This is a genomic window from Methylomarinovum caldicuralii, from assembly GCF_033126985.1.
Classification (GTDB): domain Bacteria; phylum Pseudomonadota; class Gammaproteobacteria; order Methylococcales; family Methylothermaceae; genus Methylohalobius; species Methylohalobius caldicuralii.
The window spans coordinates 1,972,627-1,988,616 of the sequence record NZ_AP024714.1; the positions used below are offsets into that span (position 1 = coordinate 1,972,627).

Consider the following 15,990-nt stretch of genomic DNA (forward strand, 5'->3'; position numbering starts at 1 on the left):
CCTTGCTCAGCAGGGCAATCGCATGAACGCTACGTCCATCCAAGCACCTGAGCCCGATAGTGGTCACTGGAGGCGGCCAGGAGCCGTCTTGCCTTGATACCCCCGCGGCGTTTGGTGGGGTCGAGGCGAAAGAGATTGAGCACCATCTGTTTGAGCAGCGCCAGGTTATGAGCCGCATGTCGGGTTCGAAGGCGCATCTGATCATCGTTGAATACGACATCCATACACCAGTGAAGCGGGTTCTCCACCGCCCAATGCTGGCGCACCGCCGAGGCCAGCCGTTCGGCATCGCCCGGCAGGCTGCTGATGTAGAAACGCCGTTCCCGGGTGGTTTTGCCGGCGACGGTGCGTTCGGACTCGACCACGGCAAAGCAGGCCAGATCCGGCCAGCGCTGGGGCCGGTCCAGGCCGTCGAGCTGGTCGAACACATAGCAGCGGCGCACTTCCAGGCGACCATGCGCCTTGTCGACCGTCTCGCATTGCTGATGCGGGGTTTTGTCCGGCGCGTCCTGGAAGGCCTGGAAGAAATCCCGGATCGATTCGGCCAGACCTTTCTGGTTGTCCTTGACCGCCAGTACATAGTCGGCCCCCCGGTCACGGATGGCCTTGGCAATCTTGGGATCGGTCCCCATGGCATCGAGGGTCACCACGCATCCTTTCAAGGCCAGGGTCTCCAGCAGGGCGGGAATGGCCGTCTTCTCGTTGGATTTGTCGGCCACCGCCTCTTGACCGACCACCAACCGGTACTGAGCCGCAAAGGCACTGACCCGATGCAGGGGATCCTGCCCCTTGGACCGGCTGCGCCGACTGGTCTTGCCGTCGATGGCGATCACCTGACCTTCCAATGCCGGAACCACGCTCACCGCCCAGCGCTGGAAGGCCGATCCGAACGCTTCCGGATCGATCATCGCCAAAATCCGCCCCAGGGTGTCGTGGGACGGAATCCCATGCGGCAAGGGCACGTATCGACGCAGCCAATCCAGCTTCTCTTTGCCCCAAAGTTCAATCTCCACCAACGTATCGGCACCGCAGATCACCGCGCACACCACAACCACCAGCACTTCCACCAGATCGTAGGTTACCTTCGATGATTGTCGCTGGTCCGGAATCGATACGAACACCTCGCTCAGCGCCAGGGGCTTTTCCAACATCTGTGCCTCCCACAAAAAGCATGCTCCTCAGAGAAGAAGTCTCTAATCTGCAAGTAATCTGCTGCAAGTCATCGAATCTTAAACCATCATCTTCGTGGGGTATATTCATGCGATTGCCCTGCCTTTCTCAGGAGCCGGCGCAATTCGGCCTTTTCTTCGTGTGTCAATTGGGTCTTGCGGCTCAGCTGCTCGATGCGCCGGCGGCGAAAACGCTGCTGCAGGGCAGTGGCTGCCGCCTGCAATTCTCCTTCCGGGCTGGGCAACTGGCGATAGGCTTCGTCCTCCCGCCACGCCTGGAACCGTTCCCGATAGGCGCCCTCCAGCAGGGCCGTCAGGCCCTCCTCGCCGCGCTCGAACGCCGCCGCCAGCACCGCCAGCCATTCACCGTGATGACCGCCGGCGGCGGCCTGGCGAAAATCCTGCGGCAGTTGCGGCCACAGGGAAGGATAATGGACCAGTAACGCGGCGGCCCGCTCGTCCAGGGTCGGTTGCGGCAGTTCCGCCCGCCGACGCCTGGCAGATACAGGAGATTCGACGCGGGATTCGCCGGCGAGTTCCACCAGGCGCGCCTGCATCATGCGCCGGAACGCCCCCGGCGGCAGACGCTTCAGCAGCGGTCCGGCCCGGCGCGACAACTCCGCCCGGTCCTCCAGTCGCGACAGTTCCAGGTCCTCGGTCAACCGGGCGAAGAAATATTCCGACAACGGCTGGGCCCCGGCCAGGCGGCGGCGGAAGGCATCCGCCCCTTCACGGCGCACCAGGGAGTCGGGATCCTCGCCTTCGGGCAGCCACAGAAAGGCAAGGCGGCGGCCCTCTTCCAGCAGCGGCAGCGCCGCCTCCAGGGCGCGCCAGGCGGCCTTGCGGCCGGCGGCATCGCCGTCGAAGCAGCAGACCAGCGAGGTACTGTGGCGGAACAGCAGACGCAGATGCTCGGCGGTCACCGCCGTGCCCAGGGTCGCCACCGCCGCATCGATGCCATGCTGGGCCAGGGCGACCACATCCATGTACCCCTCCACCAACAAGATCCATTCCGGCCGGGCGTTGGCCTGGAGCAGCTCGTACAGGCCGTAGACTTCCCGGCCCTTGTGGAACACGGGGGTCTCCGGCGAATTGAGGTACTTGGCCCCCTCGCCTTCCCGCAGGGCCCGGCCGCCGAAGCCGATCACCTGCCCCCTGCGGTTGCGGATGGGAAACATCAGACGATGGCGGAAGCGGTCGTAGATCCCGCCGCGCTCCCGCTCGATGGCCAGCCCCGCCTCCACCAGCAGCCGGGGATCGAACTGGCGGCTCAGGTTGTCCCAGGCATCGGGGGCATATCCCAGACCGTAACGCTTCGCCACCGCGGCATCGACGCCGCGCCGCTGGAGATAGTCCCTGGCCGCCCGGCCGCCTGGCGCCCGCAGGCGCTGCACATAGAAGCGCGCGGCCTGACGGTTGAGTTCCAGCAGTGCCTCCAGCTGCCGGCGGCGGGACGGATCCTCATCCCCGCCACCCCCTTCCCGGGGAACGGTGAGGCCGTATTGCGCCGCCAGCGTCTCCACCGCCTCGGGAAAGCTGAGATGCTCGTAGGCCATCAGAAAACCGATGGCGGAACCGGAGGCACCGCAGCCGAAACAATAATAGAACTGTTTGTGGGGGCTGACGCTGAAGCTGGGGGTTTTCTCGTCGTGGAAAGGACAACAGGCCACGTAGTTGCGGCCCGTCTTCTTCAAGGGTACCCGGGCATTGATGACATCGACGATGTCCACCCGGGCCAGCAGTTCGTCGATGAAGCTTTGCGGAATCCGCCCTGCCATCACGATGGCCGGAGGGCTGAAAGAATCACGAACTCAGGGCAGCCTTGACCTTGGCGCTCACCTGCGCCATGTCCGCCCGCCCCTGGACCCGGGGCTTGAGCCAGGCCATGACCTTGCCCATGTCGCGCATGCCGCCGGCCCCGGTTTCCTCGATGGCCCGGGCGATGAGCGCGTCGATCTCGGCGTCGCTCAAGGCGGCGGGAAGATAGGACTGGATGATCGCCAGTTCGGTTTCTTCTTTCTGGGCCAGGTCCTCACGGCCGGCGTCGCGGTACTGGGTGATGGACTCGCGCCGCTGTTTGGCCATCTTGTCGAGAACCTCGACGATCTGCGCGTCGTTGAGCGCGATGCGCTCGTCCACCTCGCGCTGCTTGACCGCCGCCATGATGAGGCGGATCGTCCCCAAGCGCGCCTTGTCACCGGCGCGCATGGCGGCTTTCATATCTTCCTGGATGCGGGCTTTGAGGCTCATCAGGCGATCGAGCGGCCTTTGCGCAGGTTTTCCAGGGCGTAACGTTCGCGGGCCAGACGCTTGAGATGGCGCTTGATGGCCGCAGCCTGTTTGCGCTTGCGGGCTTCGGTGGGCTTCTCGTAGTATTCACGGCGGCGCACTTCCGACAGCACACCGGCTTTTTCGCAGGCGCGCTTGAAGCGGCGCAGGGCGATATCGAAGGGTTCGTTCTCTTTCACGCGAATGGCAGGCATCGATTCTCCTTTGGTGTCAGGTTGAAACAGTCGGTTTTGAATAAACGTTAAATTATACTCGTAAAATTCCATTGGCAGAAGCAAACATGCGCGTTCTCGGCATCGAAACCTCCTGCGACGAGACCGGGGTCGCCGTCTACGACGCCCATCGAGGTCTCCTCGCCCACCGTCTCCACAGCCAGGTGGCACTGCACGCCCCCTACGGCGGCATCGTCCCGGAGCTGGCCTCGCGCGACCACATCCGCCGCCTGACGCCGCTCATCCACGCCACCCTGGACGATGCCGGGCTGACGCTTTCCCAGCTCGACGGCATCGCCTACACCGCCGGCCCCGGCCTGATCGGAGCATTGCTGGTGGGGGCCTCGGTGGGCCACAGCCTGGCCTGGAGCCTCGGCCGTCCGGTGGTCGCGGTCCACCACCTGGAGGGCCACCTGCTCGCGCCGCTGCTGGAAAGCCCTGCCCTGACCCCGCCCTTCCTGGCCCTCCTGATCTCCGGCGGCCACACCCTGCTGGTGGAAGTCCGCGAACTGGGGCGCTACCGCATCCTGGGCGAGTCCATCGACGATGCCGTCGGCGAGGCCTTCGACAAGGTCGCCAAGATGCTGGGGCTGGGCTACCCCGGCGGCCCGGCCCTGGAAAAGCTGGCACGGGCGGGCGATCCGGCGCGCTTCCGCTTTCCCCGCCCCATGACCGAACGGCCGGGCCTGGACTTCAGTTTCAGCGGCCTCAAGACTTGCGTCATGAACACCTTGGCCAAAACCGCCGCCACGGATCAGGACAAGGCCGACATCGCCCGCGCCTTTCAGGAGGCGGTCGCCGACACCCTGGCGATCAAGTGCCGTCGGGCCCTGCGGCAGACGGGCCTCAAAACCCTGGTGGCCGCCGGCGGCGTCTGCGCCAATCAGACCATCCGCCAGCGCCTGCAGACGGTGGCCGAAACGGAAGGCGCCCGGCTGTTTCTGCCGCGGCCGGAATTCTGCACCGACAACGGCGCCATGATCGCTTTCGCCGGGTGTCTGCGCCTGCAGGCCGGCCAGCGCGAGGGCCTGGCGATCCAGGCCCGGGCCCGCTGGTCGCTGGAGGCGCTGGCGCCGATCAGGTCCTAATGCGGTCCTCCTCGCCCCGCAGCAGCCGGCGGATGTTTTCCCGGTGGCGCCAGAACAGCAGCCCCGCCATCACCGTCACCACGGCGACCGTCCTGACATCGCCCACCAGCCAGTAGACGTAGAACGGCGACAGCGCGGCGGCGGTCAACGCCGACAGGGAGGAAATCCGGCTGACCCTGGCCACCGCCAGCCAGGTGGCCGCCAGCAGCAATCCCACCCCCCAGTGAAGACCGGTGAGCACCCCCAGCGCGGTCGCCACCCCTTTGCCGCCCTGAAAACCGAAGAAGACCGGGTACAGATGCCCCAGGAAAGCCGCCAGACCGGTGGCCGCCACCACGGTCTGATCGGCCCCGGCCCAGCGCGCCAGCAGGACCGGGATCAGGCCTTTGAGCACATCCCCCAGCAGGGTCACGGCGGCGGCCTGCTTGTTGCCGACCCGCAGCACATTGGTGGCCCCCGGATTGCGGGAGCCGGTGGTCCTGGGATCGGGCAGCCCCCAGAGCCTACAGACGATCACCGCACTCGACACCGAACCGAGCAGATACCCCAGCAAAACCCAAGCCCATTGCCACACCTTGCCATCCCCCGTGTCTCTGTGTCACTCTGTTGGCTGCACTTCCCGGAAACAACGCCCGAACAGAACAAAAGGATGGACATTATATTTCTGAGCGGTCTCGAGATCGAGACGATCATCGGCATCTACGAATGGGAACGGGAGGTCCGCCAGAGCGTGATCCTCGACCTGGAAATGGCCACCGACATCCGCAAGGCGGCGGAAACCGACGACATCCAGTACACGGTGGATTACAAGGCAGTGGCCAAACGCCTGATCCACTTCGTGGAGAACAGCGACTTCTATCTGGTGGAAACCCTGGCGGAAAAGATCGCCGAAATCGTCCTGAGCGAATTCGACATTCCCTGGGTCAGGCTGCGCCTCAACAAGAAGGGGGCCATCCGCGGCGCCAGCGACGTGGGCATCCTCATCGAACGGGGCCGCAAACCCGATGCCTAAGGTCTTCGTCAGCATCGGCAGCAATGTGGACCGGGAACACCATATCCCGGAGGCCCTGAAGGAACTGGAGGCCGAGTTCGGTCCCCTGACCGCCTCCAGCATCTACGAAAGCGAGGCGGAGGGTTTCGAGGGCCCGCCGTTTCACAACCTGGTGGTGGCCTTCGACACCGCCAGGCCCATGGATCAGGTGCAGCAGATCCTGAAGCGGATCGAGCGCAGGCACGGCCGCGGTGAACGGGACCGCAAGTTCACCTCCCGCACCCTGGATCTGGACCTGATTCTCTACGGCGACGAGATCATCCGGGATCCGGTCACTGGCAAGATCATCGTCCCCCGCGACGACATCCTCAAATACGCCTTCGTCCTGGAACCGCTGGCGGAAATCGCCCCGGATCTGCACCATCCCCTGACGGGCAAGGCTTATCGCCAGCTGTGGGCCAAATTCGACCGCAGTCAGGCCAGGCAGCGCCGACTGCCGCGCTCATAGACTGCGCCCGCCGTCCACCGCCAGCACCTGGCCGGTGACGTAATCGGCCTCACACGCCAGATAACGCACCGCCCTGGCGATGTCCTCAGGCCGCCCCATGCGGGCGAGGGGAATCACCGCCAGCACCGCCTGCTTCTCCGCTTCGTCGAGCGGCCCTTCCGGCCACAGGATCGCCCCGGGGGCCACGGCGTTGACCCGAACGTGGGGCGCCATCTCCAGCGCCAGCGCCCGGGTCAGGGCCACCAGACCGGCCTTGGCGACGCTGTAGACGGGATAGCCCTTGCGGGGGCGCAAACCGTAGATATCCGCCAGATTGACGATACAGCCCCGGCGCCGCCGCAATTCGGGAAACGCCGCCTGGGCGAGAGAGAACGGGGCCTTGAGATTGCTGGCGGTCAGCTCCTCCCACTGGACCTCGGTCACGCTTCCCAAAGGAGTGGGATAAAAGGCCGAGGCATTGTTGACCAGCACGTCAAGCCGCTCCCAGAATCCCAACGTCTCCGCCATGAGGGCGTCGATGGCGCCCGCCGAGGCTAGATCGGCATGGATCAGGCGCACGGAATCGGGCCGCCGCGCCTCCAGCCGCTCCCGCAGCGCCACGGCGGCCTCCTTGGAGCGGCGGAAGTGGACCACGAGGTTGAAGCCTTCCCGGTGGAGACAGTCGGCGATCGCCGCGCCGATGCGGCGACCACCGCCGGTGATGAGCGCGACCTTAGCCACGCAGCAGAATCCTGAGCGCGATCAGCGCCAGAATCACCGCGAACAGGCGCTTGAGGGTCTGTGCCGGCACCTGGTGGGCCAGCCTCGCCCCCACCGGGGCAGTCAGGGTGCTGGTGGCGACGATACCGAGAAACGCCGGCAGATAAATATAGCCCAGGCTCCCCGGCGGCAATCCCGGCGCATCCCACCCCAGCACCCCGTAACTGGCGGTGCCGGTGGCCGCCAGCGGCAAGCCAGCGGCGCTGGAGACCGCCACCGCGGTCCGCATCGGCAGGGCCCAGCGCACCAGCAACGGCACCGTCAGGGTGCCGCCACCGATTCCCAGCATCGCCGCCACCAGGCCGATGACACCGCCAGCCCCAGCCAGCCACGGGGCGCTGGGTGGTTCGGCCCCCGGCTGCGGCTGCCAGCGCCAGGCCATCTGCAACGCCACCAGCAGCAGATAAAGGGCGAAGGCCGTCTCCAGCCAGGCCCCCGGCAACCGGTCGGCCACCCAAGCACCCAGGATCGCGCCCGCCACGATGCCGGGAATCAGCGCCCGGGCCACGGCCCAGTCCAGCGATCCCAGGCGGTGATGGGCCAGCACCGATGACAGGCCGGTCACCACGATGGTGGCCAGGGAAGTGGCTACCGCGGTCACGGCGATGGTTTGCGGCGGAAAGCCCTGCCAGGCGAACAGCCACAGCAGCACCGGCACCAGGATCACCCCGCCACCGAGGCCGAACAGCCCCGCCAGCAGCCCGGCCACGGCGCCGGCGATCACATAGAGGGGCACATAGAGAACGAGGCCGTCCACACGAATCACCAGTTGCCGATGTCGGCGTTTTCCCCTTCCCCGCCTTCGGCGTTGTCAGCCCCCAGGGAATAGAGATCGTAATCGACGCCACCGCGGCGGGGGGGAATCTCGTAGTGGAAGGGATTGCCCCAGCCGTCGACCGGAATCTTGTTCTTGCGCAGATAAGGCCCGTTCCAGTTGGGCAGCCCCTCAGGCTGCTTGATCAGCGCCTCCAGACCCTCTTCCTGGGTCGGATAACGGCCGTTGTCGAGGCGGAAGGCGTCGAGGGCGGTGGCCAGCATTTCTATCTGGGACTGGGTGGTCTTGACCTGTCCTTTCCCCAGGGCGTTCATGACCCGGGGGGCGACGAACGCCGCCAGCATCCCCAGGATGGCCAGGACGATCAGCAGTTCGATCAGGGTAAAGCCGCTGTGTTTCGTTTTCATGGTGACAGTTTCTCGGTTTCAGGTGGTTTGACGGGATTCGGCCGCCCGGGCGAAGGGGCGGGAGAACAACAGGCCCAGTTCGTACAGCAGCCACATGGGCAGGGCCAGCAGGGTCTGGGAGATCACGTCCGGCGGGGTCAGCAACATGCCGATGACGAAGGCGGCGACGATGACGTAGGGCCGCGCCCGCGCAAGCTTTTCCCGGGTGGTGATGCCGCTCCATACCAGAACGATGGTGACGATGGGCACCTGGAAGGCCACCCCGAAGGCGAAAAACAGAGTCAGGACGAAATCCAGATAGCGGGCGATGTCGGTCATCACCGCCACCCCTTCCGGGGCCGTGGCGGTCATGAAGCGGAACACCAGCGGCAGCACCACGAAATAGGCAAACGCCGCCCCGGCATAGAACAGCACGGTGCTGAAAAACAGCAGCGGCAGCAGCAGGCGCTTCTCGTGGCGGTACAGGCCGGGGGCGATGAAGGCCCAGACCTGATACAAGCTGAACGGCAGGGTGAGGAAGATCGCCACCACCAGCGCCAGCTTGAAGGGAGTCAGAAACGGCGAGGCCACGTCGATGGCGATCATGGTGCTGGATTCAGGCAGGTGCCTGAGCAGCGGGCCGGCCAGATAAGTGTAGATGCGGTCGGCGAAGGGCGCCAGCCCCGCAAACGCCAGCAGCACCACGGCGATGCTTTTGAGCAGCCGGCTGCGCAGTTCGATCAGGTGCTCGATGAAGGGCATCTCCCGGTCGCCGGAACCGGGCTCAGGCGGTGCGGTCATCCTCCCCCTTGAGGGCGGCTTTGGGAGGCTCCGGCGCCAACGGCCGGCGCAGTTCCTGTTCCAGGGATTTCAGTTCCCCCATGGGAACCTGGTCGCGCAGCGCGGCCTTGGTTTCCTCCAGGGCCAGCTCGCGCTCGACCTCGGCCCGCACCGTGGCGGCCACGTTGCGGGCCCGCCGCACCCAGTAGGCGGTGGTGCGGATCGCCCCCGGCAGCCGCTCGGGACCGAGCACCAGCAGGGCGATGAGGCCGACCAGGGTCAGTTCCCAAAAGCCGATGTCGAACATGGCCGGTTACAACTCTTCCCGTTCCGGTTTGGCGGGTCTGTCTTCTTGGACCGTGGCTTCCCCCTCGGGTTCGGTGCGCGCCGCGGCCAGTTTTTCCTTCGGGGCCGTCTCCCCTGCCTCCTCCTCGCCGTGCAGGGCCTGCTTGAAGCCGCGGATCGCCCCGCCCAGATCGGAACCCAGATTGCGCAGTTTGCGGGTGCCGAACAACAACAGCACGATCACCAGCACGATCAACAGTTGCCAGATACTGATTCCCATCGCTCACCTCATTGGTTTTGCCGCGCGGCCTTCTCCTCCAGGCCGGAAAGCCCGAAGCGCCGCGCCAGTTCCGCCAGCACATCCTCCGGCCCCAGCCCCTGATGGGCCAAAAGCACCAGGGTATGGAACCACAGATCGGCGGTTTCATAAATCAATTGTTCCCGGTCACCGCCCTTGGCGGCGATGACCGTCTCGGTGGCCTCCTCACCCACCTTCTTCAGAATCGCATCCAATCCCTTGGCATAGAGCGAGGCGACGTAGGAACTTTGCGGATCGGCCTGCTTGCGGGCCTCCAGCACCGCCGCCAGGCGTTGCAACACGTCATCGGCCATAGATGTCCTCCGGTGCCTTGATCACGGGCGCCGCCGTGACCCAGCCGCCGTCTTCCAGGCGGCGGTAGAAACAGCTACGGCGTCCGGTATGGCAGGCGACGCCGCCCGCCTGCTCGACCTTGAGCAGCACCGTGTCACCGTCGCAGTCGAGGCGGAGTTCGCGCACCTTCTGCACGTGGCCGGACGTCTCGCCCTTGCGCCACAGCCGATTCCGGGAACGCGACCAGTACACCGCCACCCCTTCGGCCGCGGTGGCCGCCAGCGCCTCACGGTTCATCCACGCCAGCATCAGCACCTCGCCGCTGTCGGCATCCTGGGCGATGGCCGGCACCAGGCCGTCGGTGTTCCACTTGACCTGATCGAGCCAGCCGCTCACAGGCGCACCTCGATGCCTCGGGCCGCCAGGTATTCCTTGGCCTCGCGGATGCTGTACTCGCCGAAGTGAAAGATGCTGGCCGCCAGCACCGCGTCGGCCCTGCCATCCAGGATACCCTCGGCCAGGTGTTCCAGATTGCCGACCCCGCCGGAGGCGATCACCGGGATCCCCACCCGCTCGCTCACCGCCCGGGTCAGGGGGATGTCGAAGCCTTCCTTGGTGCCGTCGCGGTCCATGCTGGTAAGCAGGATCTCCCCGGCGCCCAGAGCTTCCATCTTCCCGGCCCATGTGACCGCGTCGATTCCGGTGGGCTTACGGCCGCCGTGGGTGAAGATCTCCCAGTGATCACCGACGCGCTTGGCGTCGATGGCGACCACGATGCACTGGGAACCGAAGCGGCGGGCGGCCCGGCGGACGAATTCGGGATCGAACACCGCCGCGGTGTTGATAGCCACCTTGTCGGCCCCGGCGTTGAGCAGGCGGCGGATGTCGTCGAGGCTGCGGATGCCGCCACCCACCGTCAGGGGGATGAAGACACAGCCGGCCACCGCCTCCACCACGTGGACCATGGTTTCCCGGCCCTCGTGGCTGGCGGTGATGTCGAGGAAGGTCAGCTCGTCGGCGCCCTCGGCATCGTAGCGGCGGGCGATTTCCACCGGATCGCCGGCGTCGCGGATGTCCACGAACTTCACCCCCTTGACCACACGGCCGGCATCGACGTCGAGGCAGGGAATGATGCGCTTGGCCAGCCCCATCAATACTGCTCCGCCAGCTTGGCCGCTGCGGCGAAATCCAGGGTGCCCTCGTAGATGGCCCGGCCGGTGATGGCCCCCATAATGCCTTTGTCGGCGACCTCGCCCAGGGCGCGGATGTCGTCGAGGCTGCGGATGCCGCCGGAGGCGATCACCGGAATGTGGACAGCCTCGGCCAGTCTGGCGGTCGCTTCCACGTTGACCCCTTCGAGCATGCCGTCGCGGCTGATGTCGGTGTAGACGATTGCCTCCACCCCCTCGCTCTCGAACTGCTGGGCCAGCTCGATGACGTTGTGGCGCGACAGCTTGGACCAGCCGTCGATGGCGGCCTTGTCACCCTTGGCGTCGAGGCCGACGATGATGTGACCGGGAAACTCCATCGCCGCATCCTCGACGAAGTGGGGCTCGGTCACCGCCTTGGTGCCGATGATGACGTAGCGGACCCCGGCATCCAGATAGACCTGGATGGTGTCCTCGTCACGGATGCCGCCGCCCACCTGGATGTCGATGTCCGGAAAGGCCTCGACGATGGCCCGGATCACGTCGGCGTTCTTCGGCCGGCCGGCGAACGCCCCGTCCAGGTCCACCAGATGCAGGCGCCTAGCGCCCTGCGCCACCCAGCGGCCCGCCATCGCCACCGGATCGTCGGAAAACACGGTGTCGTCCTCCATCCGGCCCTGGCGCAGGCGGACGCATTTACCCTCTTTCAGATCGATTGCGGGGATCAGCAACATGGTTCATCCACTCTCAGGGTGTCCAACGAAGAAAGTTCTGCAGTAATCTGAGACCTGCCCACTGACTCTTTTCCGGATGGAACTGGACCGCGAACAGGTTGTCCCGCGCCAGGGCGCAGGCGAAGGGGTCGGGATAACGGCAAACCGCAGCGACGTCTTCGGCGCGCGCCGGCTTGGCATAATAGCTGTGCACGAAATAGAAACGGGTACCCGCGTCGATGCCCTCCCATAGAGGATGGGACCGCGTCGGCCACACCTGGTTCCAGCCCATGTGGGGAATCTTCAGCGGCAGGCCGTGTTCGTCGCGCAGGCCGGCGGAGAAACGCACCACCCGTCCCGGCAGCAGGCCGAGACAGCGCACCCGGCCGCCTTCCTCGCTTTCCTCCAGCAGGGCCTGCAACCCCAGGCAGATCCCCAGCAAAGGACGGTCGGCCGCCACCCGGCGGATGACCTCGTCCAGCCCCAGGCGCTGCAGGGCCGCCATGCAGTCGGCGATGGCGCCGACGCCGGGGAACACCACCCGCTCGGCGGCCAGAATCACCTCGGGTTCGGCGCTGACCACCACCTCGACATCCTCCCCCACGTGCTGCAGCGCCTTGGCGATGGAGTGGAGGTTGCCCATGCCGTAGTCGATGACCGCCACCTGCCTCATACCAGCGTCCCCTTGGTGGAAGGCACCTCGGAAGCGCGGCGTTCATCGACGCTCAGCGCCATGCGCAGCGCCCGGCCAAAGGCCTTGAACACGGTCTCGGCGATGTGGTGGGCATTGCGGCCGCGCAGGTTGTCGACATGCAGCGTCACCTGGGCGTGGTTGACGAAGCCCTGGAAAAATTCCCGCAGCAGATCGACGTCGAACCGGCCGATCATGGCGCGGGGAAAGTCCACTTCGTAGACCAGACCGGGACGGCCGGAGAAATCCACCACCACCCGCGACAGCGCCTCGTCCAGAGGCACGTAGGCGTGGCCGTAGCGGTAGATGCCCTTCTTGTCCCCCACCGCCTCGGCGAAGGCCATCCCCAAGGTGATGCCGATGTCCTCCACGGTGTGATGGGCGTCGATGTGGAGATCGCCCTCGGCTTCCACTTCCAGGTCGATGACGCCGTGGCGGGCCACCTGGTCGAGCATGTGATCGAGGAAGGGAACGCCGGTTTCGAACTTGCCCTGGCCGCTGCCGTCGAGATCGACGCGAACGCGGACCCGGGTTTCCAAAGTTTTGCGCTGCACTGCAGCCTGACGGGAGGGTTTCATTGAGCCTCTCAGCTCCCTATTGACAGGGAGCTTATCATACCCTGCCCCTCGGCCGGTGCCAATCCATCCCGGCCGTTGTCGGAAATCCATTACAGAAATCTCAATCGTTTCCGATTCCACTCGCCCGCCCGATTGCCATACTGTCAGCACCAAAGCCAACCAAGCAGGCATTTGCCCCGGACTTGCGCCGGGGCGCTTTTTATCCCGCCGCCCGCAACTGCCGCTTGCGCTCGTGCTCCTTGAGCCACTTCTTGCGCAGACGGATCGCCTGGGGGGTCACCTCCACCAGCTCGTCCTCGTCGATGAATTCCAACGCCTGCTCCAGGCTGAAACGCAGCGGCGGCGTCAGCAGCAAATTCTCGTCGCTGCCGGCGGCGCGGATGTTGGTGAGCTGTTTGGCCTTGGTGGGGTTGACCACCAGGTCGTTGCTGCGGGCGTGGATGCCGACGATCATGCCCTCGTACACCTCGTCGCCGTGACCGATGAACAGGCGGCCGCGCTCCTGCAGGTTGAACAGGGCATAGGCCAGGGCCTTGCCGGCGCAGTTGGAGATCAGCACGCCGTTGATGCGGCGGCCGATGTCGCCGGGCTTGATGGGGCCGTAGTGATCGAAGACGTGGTAGAACAGCCCGCTGCCGGAGGTCGCTGACAAAAATTCGGTCTGAAAGCCGATCAGGCCCCGGGAGGGAATCAGATACTCGAGCCGCACCCGCCCCTGGCCGTCGGCGGCCATGTCGGTCAGCTCTCCCTTGCGTGCGCCCAGGTTTTCCATCACCGCCCCCTGGTGTTCCTCGTCCACCTCGATGGTGACCCGCTCGTAGGGCTCGCACAGCTTGCCGTCGATCTCCTTGAGGATCACCTCGGGACAGGAAACCGCCAGCTCGTAGCCTTCCCGGCGCATGGTCTCGATCAGGATCGACAGATGCAGGGCGCCGCGCCCGGAAACCCGGAACTTGTCCGGATCCTCGGTTTCCTCCACCCGCAGGGCGACGTTGTGCTGCAACTCCTTCAGCAGCCGCTCGCGGATGTGGCGCGAGGTCAGGAACTTGCCCTCACGCCCGGCGAAGGGCGAGGTGTTGACCTGGAAGGTCATGCTCACGGTGGGCTCGTCCACGGTCAGGGGCGGCAGCGCCTCGGGACGGTCAGGGTCGCAGACGGTGTCGGAGATGTTGAGCGGCTCGATGCCGCAGAAGGCGACGATGTCCCCGGCGGCCGCTTCCTCCACCTTGATCCGCTCCAGCCCGTGGAAACCGTAGATCCTGGCGATCCTGCCGCTGCGGGTCTGCCCTTCCCGATCCACCACGGTGACCGTCTGGTTGCGCGCCAGCCGCCCGCGCTGGATGCGGCCGACGCCGATCACCCCCACGTAACTGTCGTAGTCCAGACTGGAAACCTGCAGTTGCAGCGGCCCGTCCACTTCCACCGAAGGCGGCGGCACCTGTGCGACGATGGTTTCGAAAAGCGGCCTCATGTCGCCTTCGCGCACCTCTGCCTCCAGACCGGCGTAACCCTTGAGGGCGGAGGCGTAGATCACCGGAAAGTCAAGCTGCTCGTCACTGGCGCCGAGGCGGTCGAAGAGGTCAAAGGTCTGGTCCAGCACCCAGTCGGGGCGGGCGCCGGGCCGATCGATCTTGTTGATGACCACGATGGGTTTGAGCCCCCGTGCCAGGGCCTTCTGGGTCACGAAGCGGGTCTGGGGCATGGGCCCCTCCACCGCATCCACCAGCAACAGCACCGAATCGACCATCGACAGCACCCGCTCCACCTCGCCGCCGAAATCGGCGTGACCGGGGGTATCAACGATGTTGATACGGTAGCCGTTCCAGCGGATGGCGGTATTCTTGGCCAGAATGGTGATGCCGCGCTCGCGTTCGAGCTCGTTGGAATCCATCACCCGCTCGGCGACCTGGGCGTGTTCAGCGAAGGTCCCCGACTGCTGCAGCAGCTTGTCCACCAGGGTGGTCTTGCCGTGGTCGACGTGGGCGATGATGGCGATGTTGCGAATGTTTTGGATCACACGGTCTCCCAAAGGTATTGAATCAGTTTTGCTCCCACGGCAGGCCGTGGAAACGCCAGCCACCGAGGGTGCTGCGGTGTTTGTCGGCGTCCAGCGGCCCCTCAAAGCCCTCGTCGATGTTGACCAGGGTCTGGTAGCCTTCGGCGGCCATCAGTCTGGCCGCTTCCAGGGAACGGTGGCCGCTGCGGCACAGGAACAGGATGGGGGTGGCCGGGTCGGGGACGATCTCTTTGACCGACGGCACGAAATTGGGATTGGACTGCATCGGCAGACCGTCCTTCAGGGGCACCAGCACCGCGCCGACCGGCCGGCCGACGAACAGATGCTCGCAGGTGGTGCGCACATCGATCAGCACCGCGTCGGGGTGCTCCTGCATGAACTGCCAGGCGGCAGGGGGCTTGAGATTCAGAATCTCGCTCATGGTGCTTTCTCCTTCGGTTTCTGGGCCACCAGACAGGCTTCGTCACGCCAACCCTGGCGGAGGTCGCCACAACGGCCTTCTTCCCGATAAACCCGCACGATCAGATCGGGAAACAGCCGCAGCAACGCGTTCTCCGCCAGCAGGTAGGCGGGGTTGGACGGTCCCCGCCTGGGATCGGCCCGCTCGCGTATAAACGTCTGATAATATAACAGACCACCAGGCTTCAGGGCGGCCTGAAGCCGCGGACACAGCGGCCGGCTCAGAAACCGGCTGACGACGATGACATCGAAGGCCGCCTGCGGCCAGGGCCCGGTTTCCACGTCGCGGACCTCGGCGGTGACCGCCGCCCCGGTTTCGACCGCCCGCCGGCGCAGGCGTTCGATCGCCACCGGGGAGATGTCCCAGGCGGTCACCGCCAGCCCGTGACGGGCCAGCAGCAGGGCGTTGCCGCCCAGGCCGCAGGCCACTTCCAGCGCCTCTCCCCGGGCCGGGAGCAGATGGGCGAAATCGCGCAATACCCGCGCCGGCGGCGGCCATTCGGCCTCGGCATGAATGCGGTCCCATTTTTGCCACACGTTCTGGTCCATG

The 15,990-nt window shown here is 65.8% G+C and carries 23 protein-coding genes; 3 read left to right on the forward strand and 20 right to left on the reverse strand.

The features are described from left to right. Nucleotides 1-29 precede the first annotated feature (29 nt). The 4 genes from MCIT9_RS10035 to rpsU all read right to left on the reverse strand — a co-directional run bounded on the left by MCIT9_RS10035 (nt 30) and on the right by rpsU (nt 3,652). On the reverse strand, nt 30-1,151 hold the full coding sequence (locus tag MCIT9_RS10035; RefSeq protein ID WP_317704747.1) for an ISAs1 family transposase: 1,122 nt from the start codon (nt 1,149-1,151) through the stop codon (nt 30-32). An 86-nt stretch (nt 1,152-1,237) separates the two neighbouring features. Then, complete coding sequence (dnaG, locus tag MCIT9_RS10040; protein WP_317704748.1) at nt 1,238-2,947, reverse strand: DNA primase; 1,710 nt, start codon at nt 2,945-2,947, stop codon at nt 1,238-1,240. Between the two features lie 25 nt (nt 2,948-2,972). Then, nucleotides 2,973-3,419, reverse strand: coding sequence for a GatB/YqeY domain-containing protein (locus MCIT9_RS10045; RefSeq protein WP_317704749.1), 447 nt, complete (start codon nt 3,417-3,419; stop codon nt 2,973-2,975). After that, nucleotides 3,419-3,652 (reverse strand): 30S ribosomal protein S21, encoded by a 234-nt coding sequence (rpsU, locus tag MCIT9_RS10050; RefSeq protein ID WP_317704750.1) that lies wholly within the window; start codon nt 3,650-3,652, stop codon nt 3,419-3,421. The genes MCIT9_RS10045 and rpsU overlap by 1 nt, the downstream gene beginning before the upstream one ends. Nucleotides 3,653-3,738: 86 nt before the next feature. On the opposite strand from rpsU, the gene tsaD reads away from it, so the two are divergent. Further along, entirely contained in the window at nt 3,739-4,758 is a 1,020-nt protein-coding gene (gene tsaD / locus MCIT9_RS10055; protein ID WP_317704751.1) for a tRNA (adenosine(37)-N6)-threonylcarbamoyltransferase complex transferase subunit TsaD, read from the forward strand. Here tsaD and plsY read toward each other — a convergent pair. Next, nucleotides 4,748-5,332, reverse strand: a complete 585-nt coding sequence (gene plsY / locus MCIT9_RS10060; protein WP_317704752.1) for a glycerol-3-phosphate 1-O-acyltransferase PlsY — start codon at nt 5,330-5,332, stop codon at nt 4,748-4,750. The two genes, tsaD and plsY, sit on opposite strands and share 11 nt — an antisense overlap. Before the next feature lie 75 nt (nt 5,333-5,407). Between plsY and folB the strand changes: the two genes are divergently transcribed. Both folB and folK read left to right on the forward strand, forming a co-directional pair. Further along, nucleotides 5,408-5,770, forward strand: a complete 363-nt coding sequence (folB, locus tag MCIT9_RS10065) for a dihydroneopterin aldolase (protein ID WP_317704753.1) — start codon at nt 5,408-5,410, stop codon at nt 5,768-5,770. Beyond that, entirely contained in the window at nt 5,763-6,257 is a 495-nt protein-coding gene (gene folK / locus MCIT9_RS10070; RefSeq protein WP_317704754.1) for a 2-amino-4-hydroxy-6-hydroxymethyldihydropteridine diphosphokinase, read from the forward strand. Before folB ends, folK begins: the two co-directional genes overlap by 8 nt. Here folK and MCIT9_RS10075 read toward each other — a convergent pair. The 15 genes from MCIT9_RS10075 to MCIT9_RS10145 form a co-directional block, all read right to left on the reverse strand. Continuing rightward, a complete protein-coding gene (locus tag MCIT9_RS10075) occupies nt 6,252-6,977 on the reverse strand; it encodes a pteridine reductase (RefSeq protein WP_317704755.1) in 726 nt (241 codons plus the stop codon). The two genes, folK and MCIT9_RS10075, sit on opposite strands and share 6 nt — an antisense overlap. Further along, nucleotides 6,970-7,773 (reverse strand): sulfite exporter TauE/SafE family protein, encoded by an 804-nt coding sequence (locus MCIT9_RS10080; protein ID WP_317704756.1) that lies wholly within the window; start codon nt 7,771-7,773, stop codon nt 6,970-6,972. The genes MCIT9_RS10075 and MCIT9_RS10080 overlap by 8 nt, the downstream gene beginning before the upstream one ends. Before the next feature lie 5 nt (nt 7,774-7,778). Next, a complete protein-coding gene (gene gspG / locus MCIT9_RS10085; RefSeq protein WP_317704757.1) occupies nt 7,779-8,198 on the reverse strand; it encodes a type II secretion system major pseudopilin GspG in 420 nt (139 codons plus the stop codon). A gap of 18 nt (nt 8,199-8,216) precedes the next feature. After that, complete coding sequence (tatC, locus tag MCIT9_RS10090) at nt 8,217-8,978, reverse strand: twin-arginine translocase subunit TatC (protein WP_317704758.1); 762 nt, start codon at nt 8,976-8,978, stop codon at nt 8,217-8,219. Further along, nucleotides 8,962-9,264 (reverse strand): Sec-independent protein translocase protein TatB, encoded by a 303-nt coding sequence (tatB, locus tag MCIT9_RS10095; RefSeq protein WP_317704759.1) that lies wholly within the window; start codon nt 9,262-9,264, stop codon nt 8,962-8,964. Before tatB ends, tatC begins: the two co-directional genes overlap by 17 nt. A gap of 6 nt (nt 9,265-9,270) precedes the next feature. Further along, entirely contained in the window at nt 9,271-9,522 is a 252-nt protein-coding gene (gene tatA / locus MCIT9_RS10100; RefSeq protein ID WP_317704760.1) for a twin-arginine translocase TatA/TatE family subunit, read from the reverse strand. A gap of 8 nt (nt 9,523-9,530) precedes the next feature. Then, entirely contained in the window at nt 9,531-9,854 is a 324-nt protein-coding gene (locus MCIT9_RS10105) for a phosphoribosyl-ATP diphosphatase (protein WP_317704761.1), read from the reverse strand. Then, nucleotides 9,844-10,230: a phosphoribosyl-AMP cyclohydrolase gene (gene hisI / locus MCIT9_RS10110; protein ID WP_317704762.1), complete on the reverse strand. Its 387-nt coding sequence runs from the start codon at nt 10,228-10,230 to the stop codon at nt 9,844-9,846. The genes MCIT9_RS10105 and hisI overlap by 11 nt, the downstream gene beginning before the upstream one ends. After that, entirely contained in the window at nt 10,227-10,985 is a 759-nt protein-coding gene (gene hisF / locus MCIT9_RS10115) for an imidazole glycerol phosphate synthase subunit HisF (protein WP_317704763.1), read from the reverse strand. Before hisF ends, hisI begins: the two co-directional genes overlap by 4 nt. Next, on the reverse strand, nt 10,985-11,716 hold the full coding sequence (gene hisA, locus MCIT9_RS10120; RefSeq protein ID WP_317704764.1) for a 1-(5-phosphoribosyl)-5-[(5-phosphoribosylamino)methylideneamino]imidazole-4-carboxamide isomerase: 732 nt from the start codon (nt 11,714-11,716) through the stop codon (nt 10,985-10,987). Before hisA ends, hisF begins: the two co-directional genes overlap by 1 nt. Before the next feature lie 13 nt (nt 11,717-11,729). Beyond that, entirely contained in the window at nt 11,730-12,368 is a 639-nt protein-coding gene (gene hisH, locus MCIT9_RS10125) for an imidazole glycerol phosphate synthase subunit HisH (protein ID WP_317704765.1), read from the reverse strand. Then, nucleotides 12,365-12,964 (reverse strand): imidazoleglycerol-phosphate dehydratase HisB, encoded by a 600-nt coding sequence (gene hisB, locus MCIT9_RS10130; RefSeq protein WP_317704766.1) that lies wholly within the window; start codon nt 12,962-12,964, stop codon nt 12,365-12,367. The genes hisH and hisB overlap by 4 nt, the downstream gene beginning before the upstream one ends. A 199-nt stretch (nt 12,965-13,163) precedes the next feature. Then, nucleotides 13,164-14,981 carry a translational GTPase TypA gene (gene typA, locus MCIT9_RS10135; protein ID WP_317704767.1) on the reverse strand — a complete coding sequence of 606 codons (1,818 nt, stop codon included), beginning with the start codon at nt 14,979-14,981 and terminating at the stop codon, nt 13,164-13,166. A 22-nt stretch (nt 14,982-15,003) separates the two neighbouring features. Then, the gene (locus MCIT9_RS10140) at nt 15,004-15,402 is read right to left on the reverse strand and encodes a rhodanese-like domain-containing protein (RefSeq protein ID WP_317704768.1); all 399 of its coding nucleotides are present in this window, start codon (nt 15,400-15,402) and stop codon (nt 15,004-15,006) included. Then, nucleotides 15,399-15,989: a class I SAM-dependent methyltransferase gene (locus tag MCIT9_RS10145; protein WP_317704769.1), complete on the reverse strand. Its 591-nt coding sequence runs from the start codon at nt 15,987-15,989 to the stop codon at nt 15,399-15,401. Before MCIT9_RS10145 ends, MCIT9_RS10140 begins: the two co-directional genes overlap by 4 nt. Nucleotide 15,990: the final 1 nt, after the last annotated feature.

Bases quoted from the DNA above. Each gene is read 5' to 3' on its own strand.
- MCIT9_RS10035 (WP_317704747.1), bottom strand. From the start codon at position 1,151: ATGTTGGAAAAGCCCCTGGCGCTGAGCGAGGTGTTCGTATCGATTCCG.
- dnaG (WP_317704748.1), bottom strand. From the start codon at position 2,947: ATGGCAGGGCGGATTCCGCAAAGCTTCATCGACGAACTGCTGGCCCGG.
- MCIT9_RS10045 (WP_317704749.1), bottom strand. From the start codon at position 3,419: ATGAGCCTCAAAGCCCGCATCCAGGAAGATATGAAAGCCGCCATGCGC.
- rpsU (WP_317704750.1), bottom strand. From the start codon at position 3,652: ATGCCTGCCATTCGCGTGAAAGAGAACGAACCCTTCGATATCGCCCTG.
- tsaD (WP_317704751.1), top strand. From the start codon at position 3,739: ATGCGCGTTCTCGGCATCGAAACCTCCTGCGACGAGACCGGGGTCGCC.
- folB (WP_317704753.1), top strand. From the start codon at position 5,408: ATGGACATTATATTTCTGAGCGGTCTCGAGATCGAGACGATCATCGGC.
- folK (WP_317704754.1), top strand. From the start codon at position 5,763: ATGCCTAAGGTCTTCGTCAGCATCGGCAGCAATGTGGACCGGGAACAC.
- gspG (WP_317704757.1), bottom strand. From the start codon at position 8,198: ATGAAAACGAAACACAGCGGCTTTACCCTGATCGAACTGCTGATCGTC.
- tatC (WP_317704758.1), bottom strand. From the start codon at position 8,978: ATGACCGCACCGCCTGAGCCCGGTTCCGGCGACCGGGAGATGCCCTTC.
- tatB (WP_317704759.1), bottom strand. From the start codon at position 9,264: ATGTTCGACATCGGCTTTTGGGAACTGACCCTGGTCGGCCTCATCGCC.
- tatA (WP_317704760.1), bottom strand. From the start codon at position 9,522: ATGGGAATCAGTATCTGGCAACTGTTGATCGTGCTGGTGATCGTGCTG.
- MCIT9_RS10105 (WP_317704761.1), bottom strand. From the start codon at position 9,854: ATGGCCGATGACGTGTTGCAACGCCTGGCGGCGGTGCTGGAGGCCCGC.
- hisF (WP_317704763.1), bottom strand. From the start codon at position 10,985: ATGGGGCTGGCCAAGCGCATCATTCCCTGCCTCGACGTCGATGCCGGC.
- hisA (WP_317704764.1), bottom strand. From the start codon at position 11,716: ATGTTGCTGATCCCCGCAATCGATCTGAAAGAGGGTAAATGCGTCCGC.
- hisH (WP_317704765.1), bottom strand. From the start codon at position 12,368: ATGAGGCAGGTGGCGGTCATCGACTACGGCATGGGCAACCTCCACTCC.
- hisB (WP_317704766.1), bottom strand. From the start codon at position 12,964: ATGAAACCCTCCCGTCAGGCTGCAGTGCAGCGCAAAACTTTGGAAACC.
- MCIT9_RS10140 (WP_317704768.1), bottom strand. From the start codon at position 15,402: ATGAGCGAGATTCTGAATCTCAAGCCCCCTGCCGCCTGGCAGTTCATG.
- MCIT9_RS10145 (WP_317704769.1), bottom strand. From the start codon at position 15,989: ATGGACCAGAACGTGTGGCAAAAATGGGACCGCATTCATGCCGAGGCC.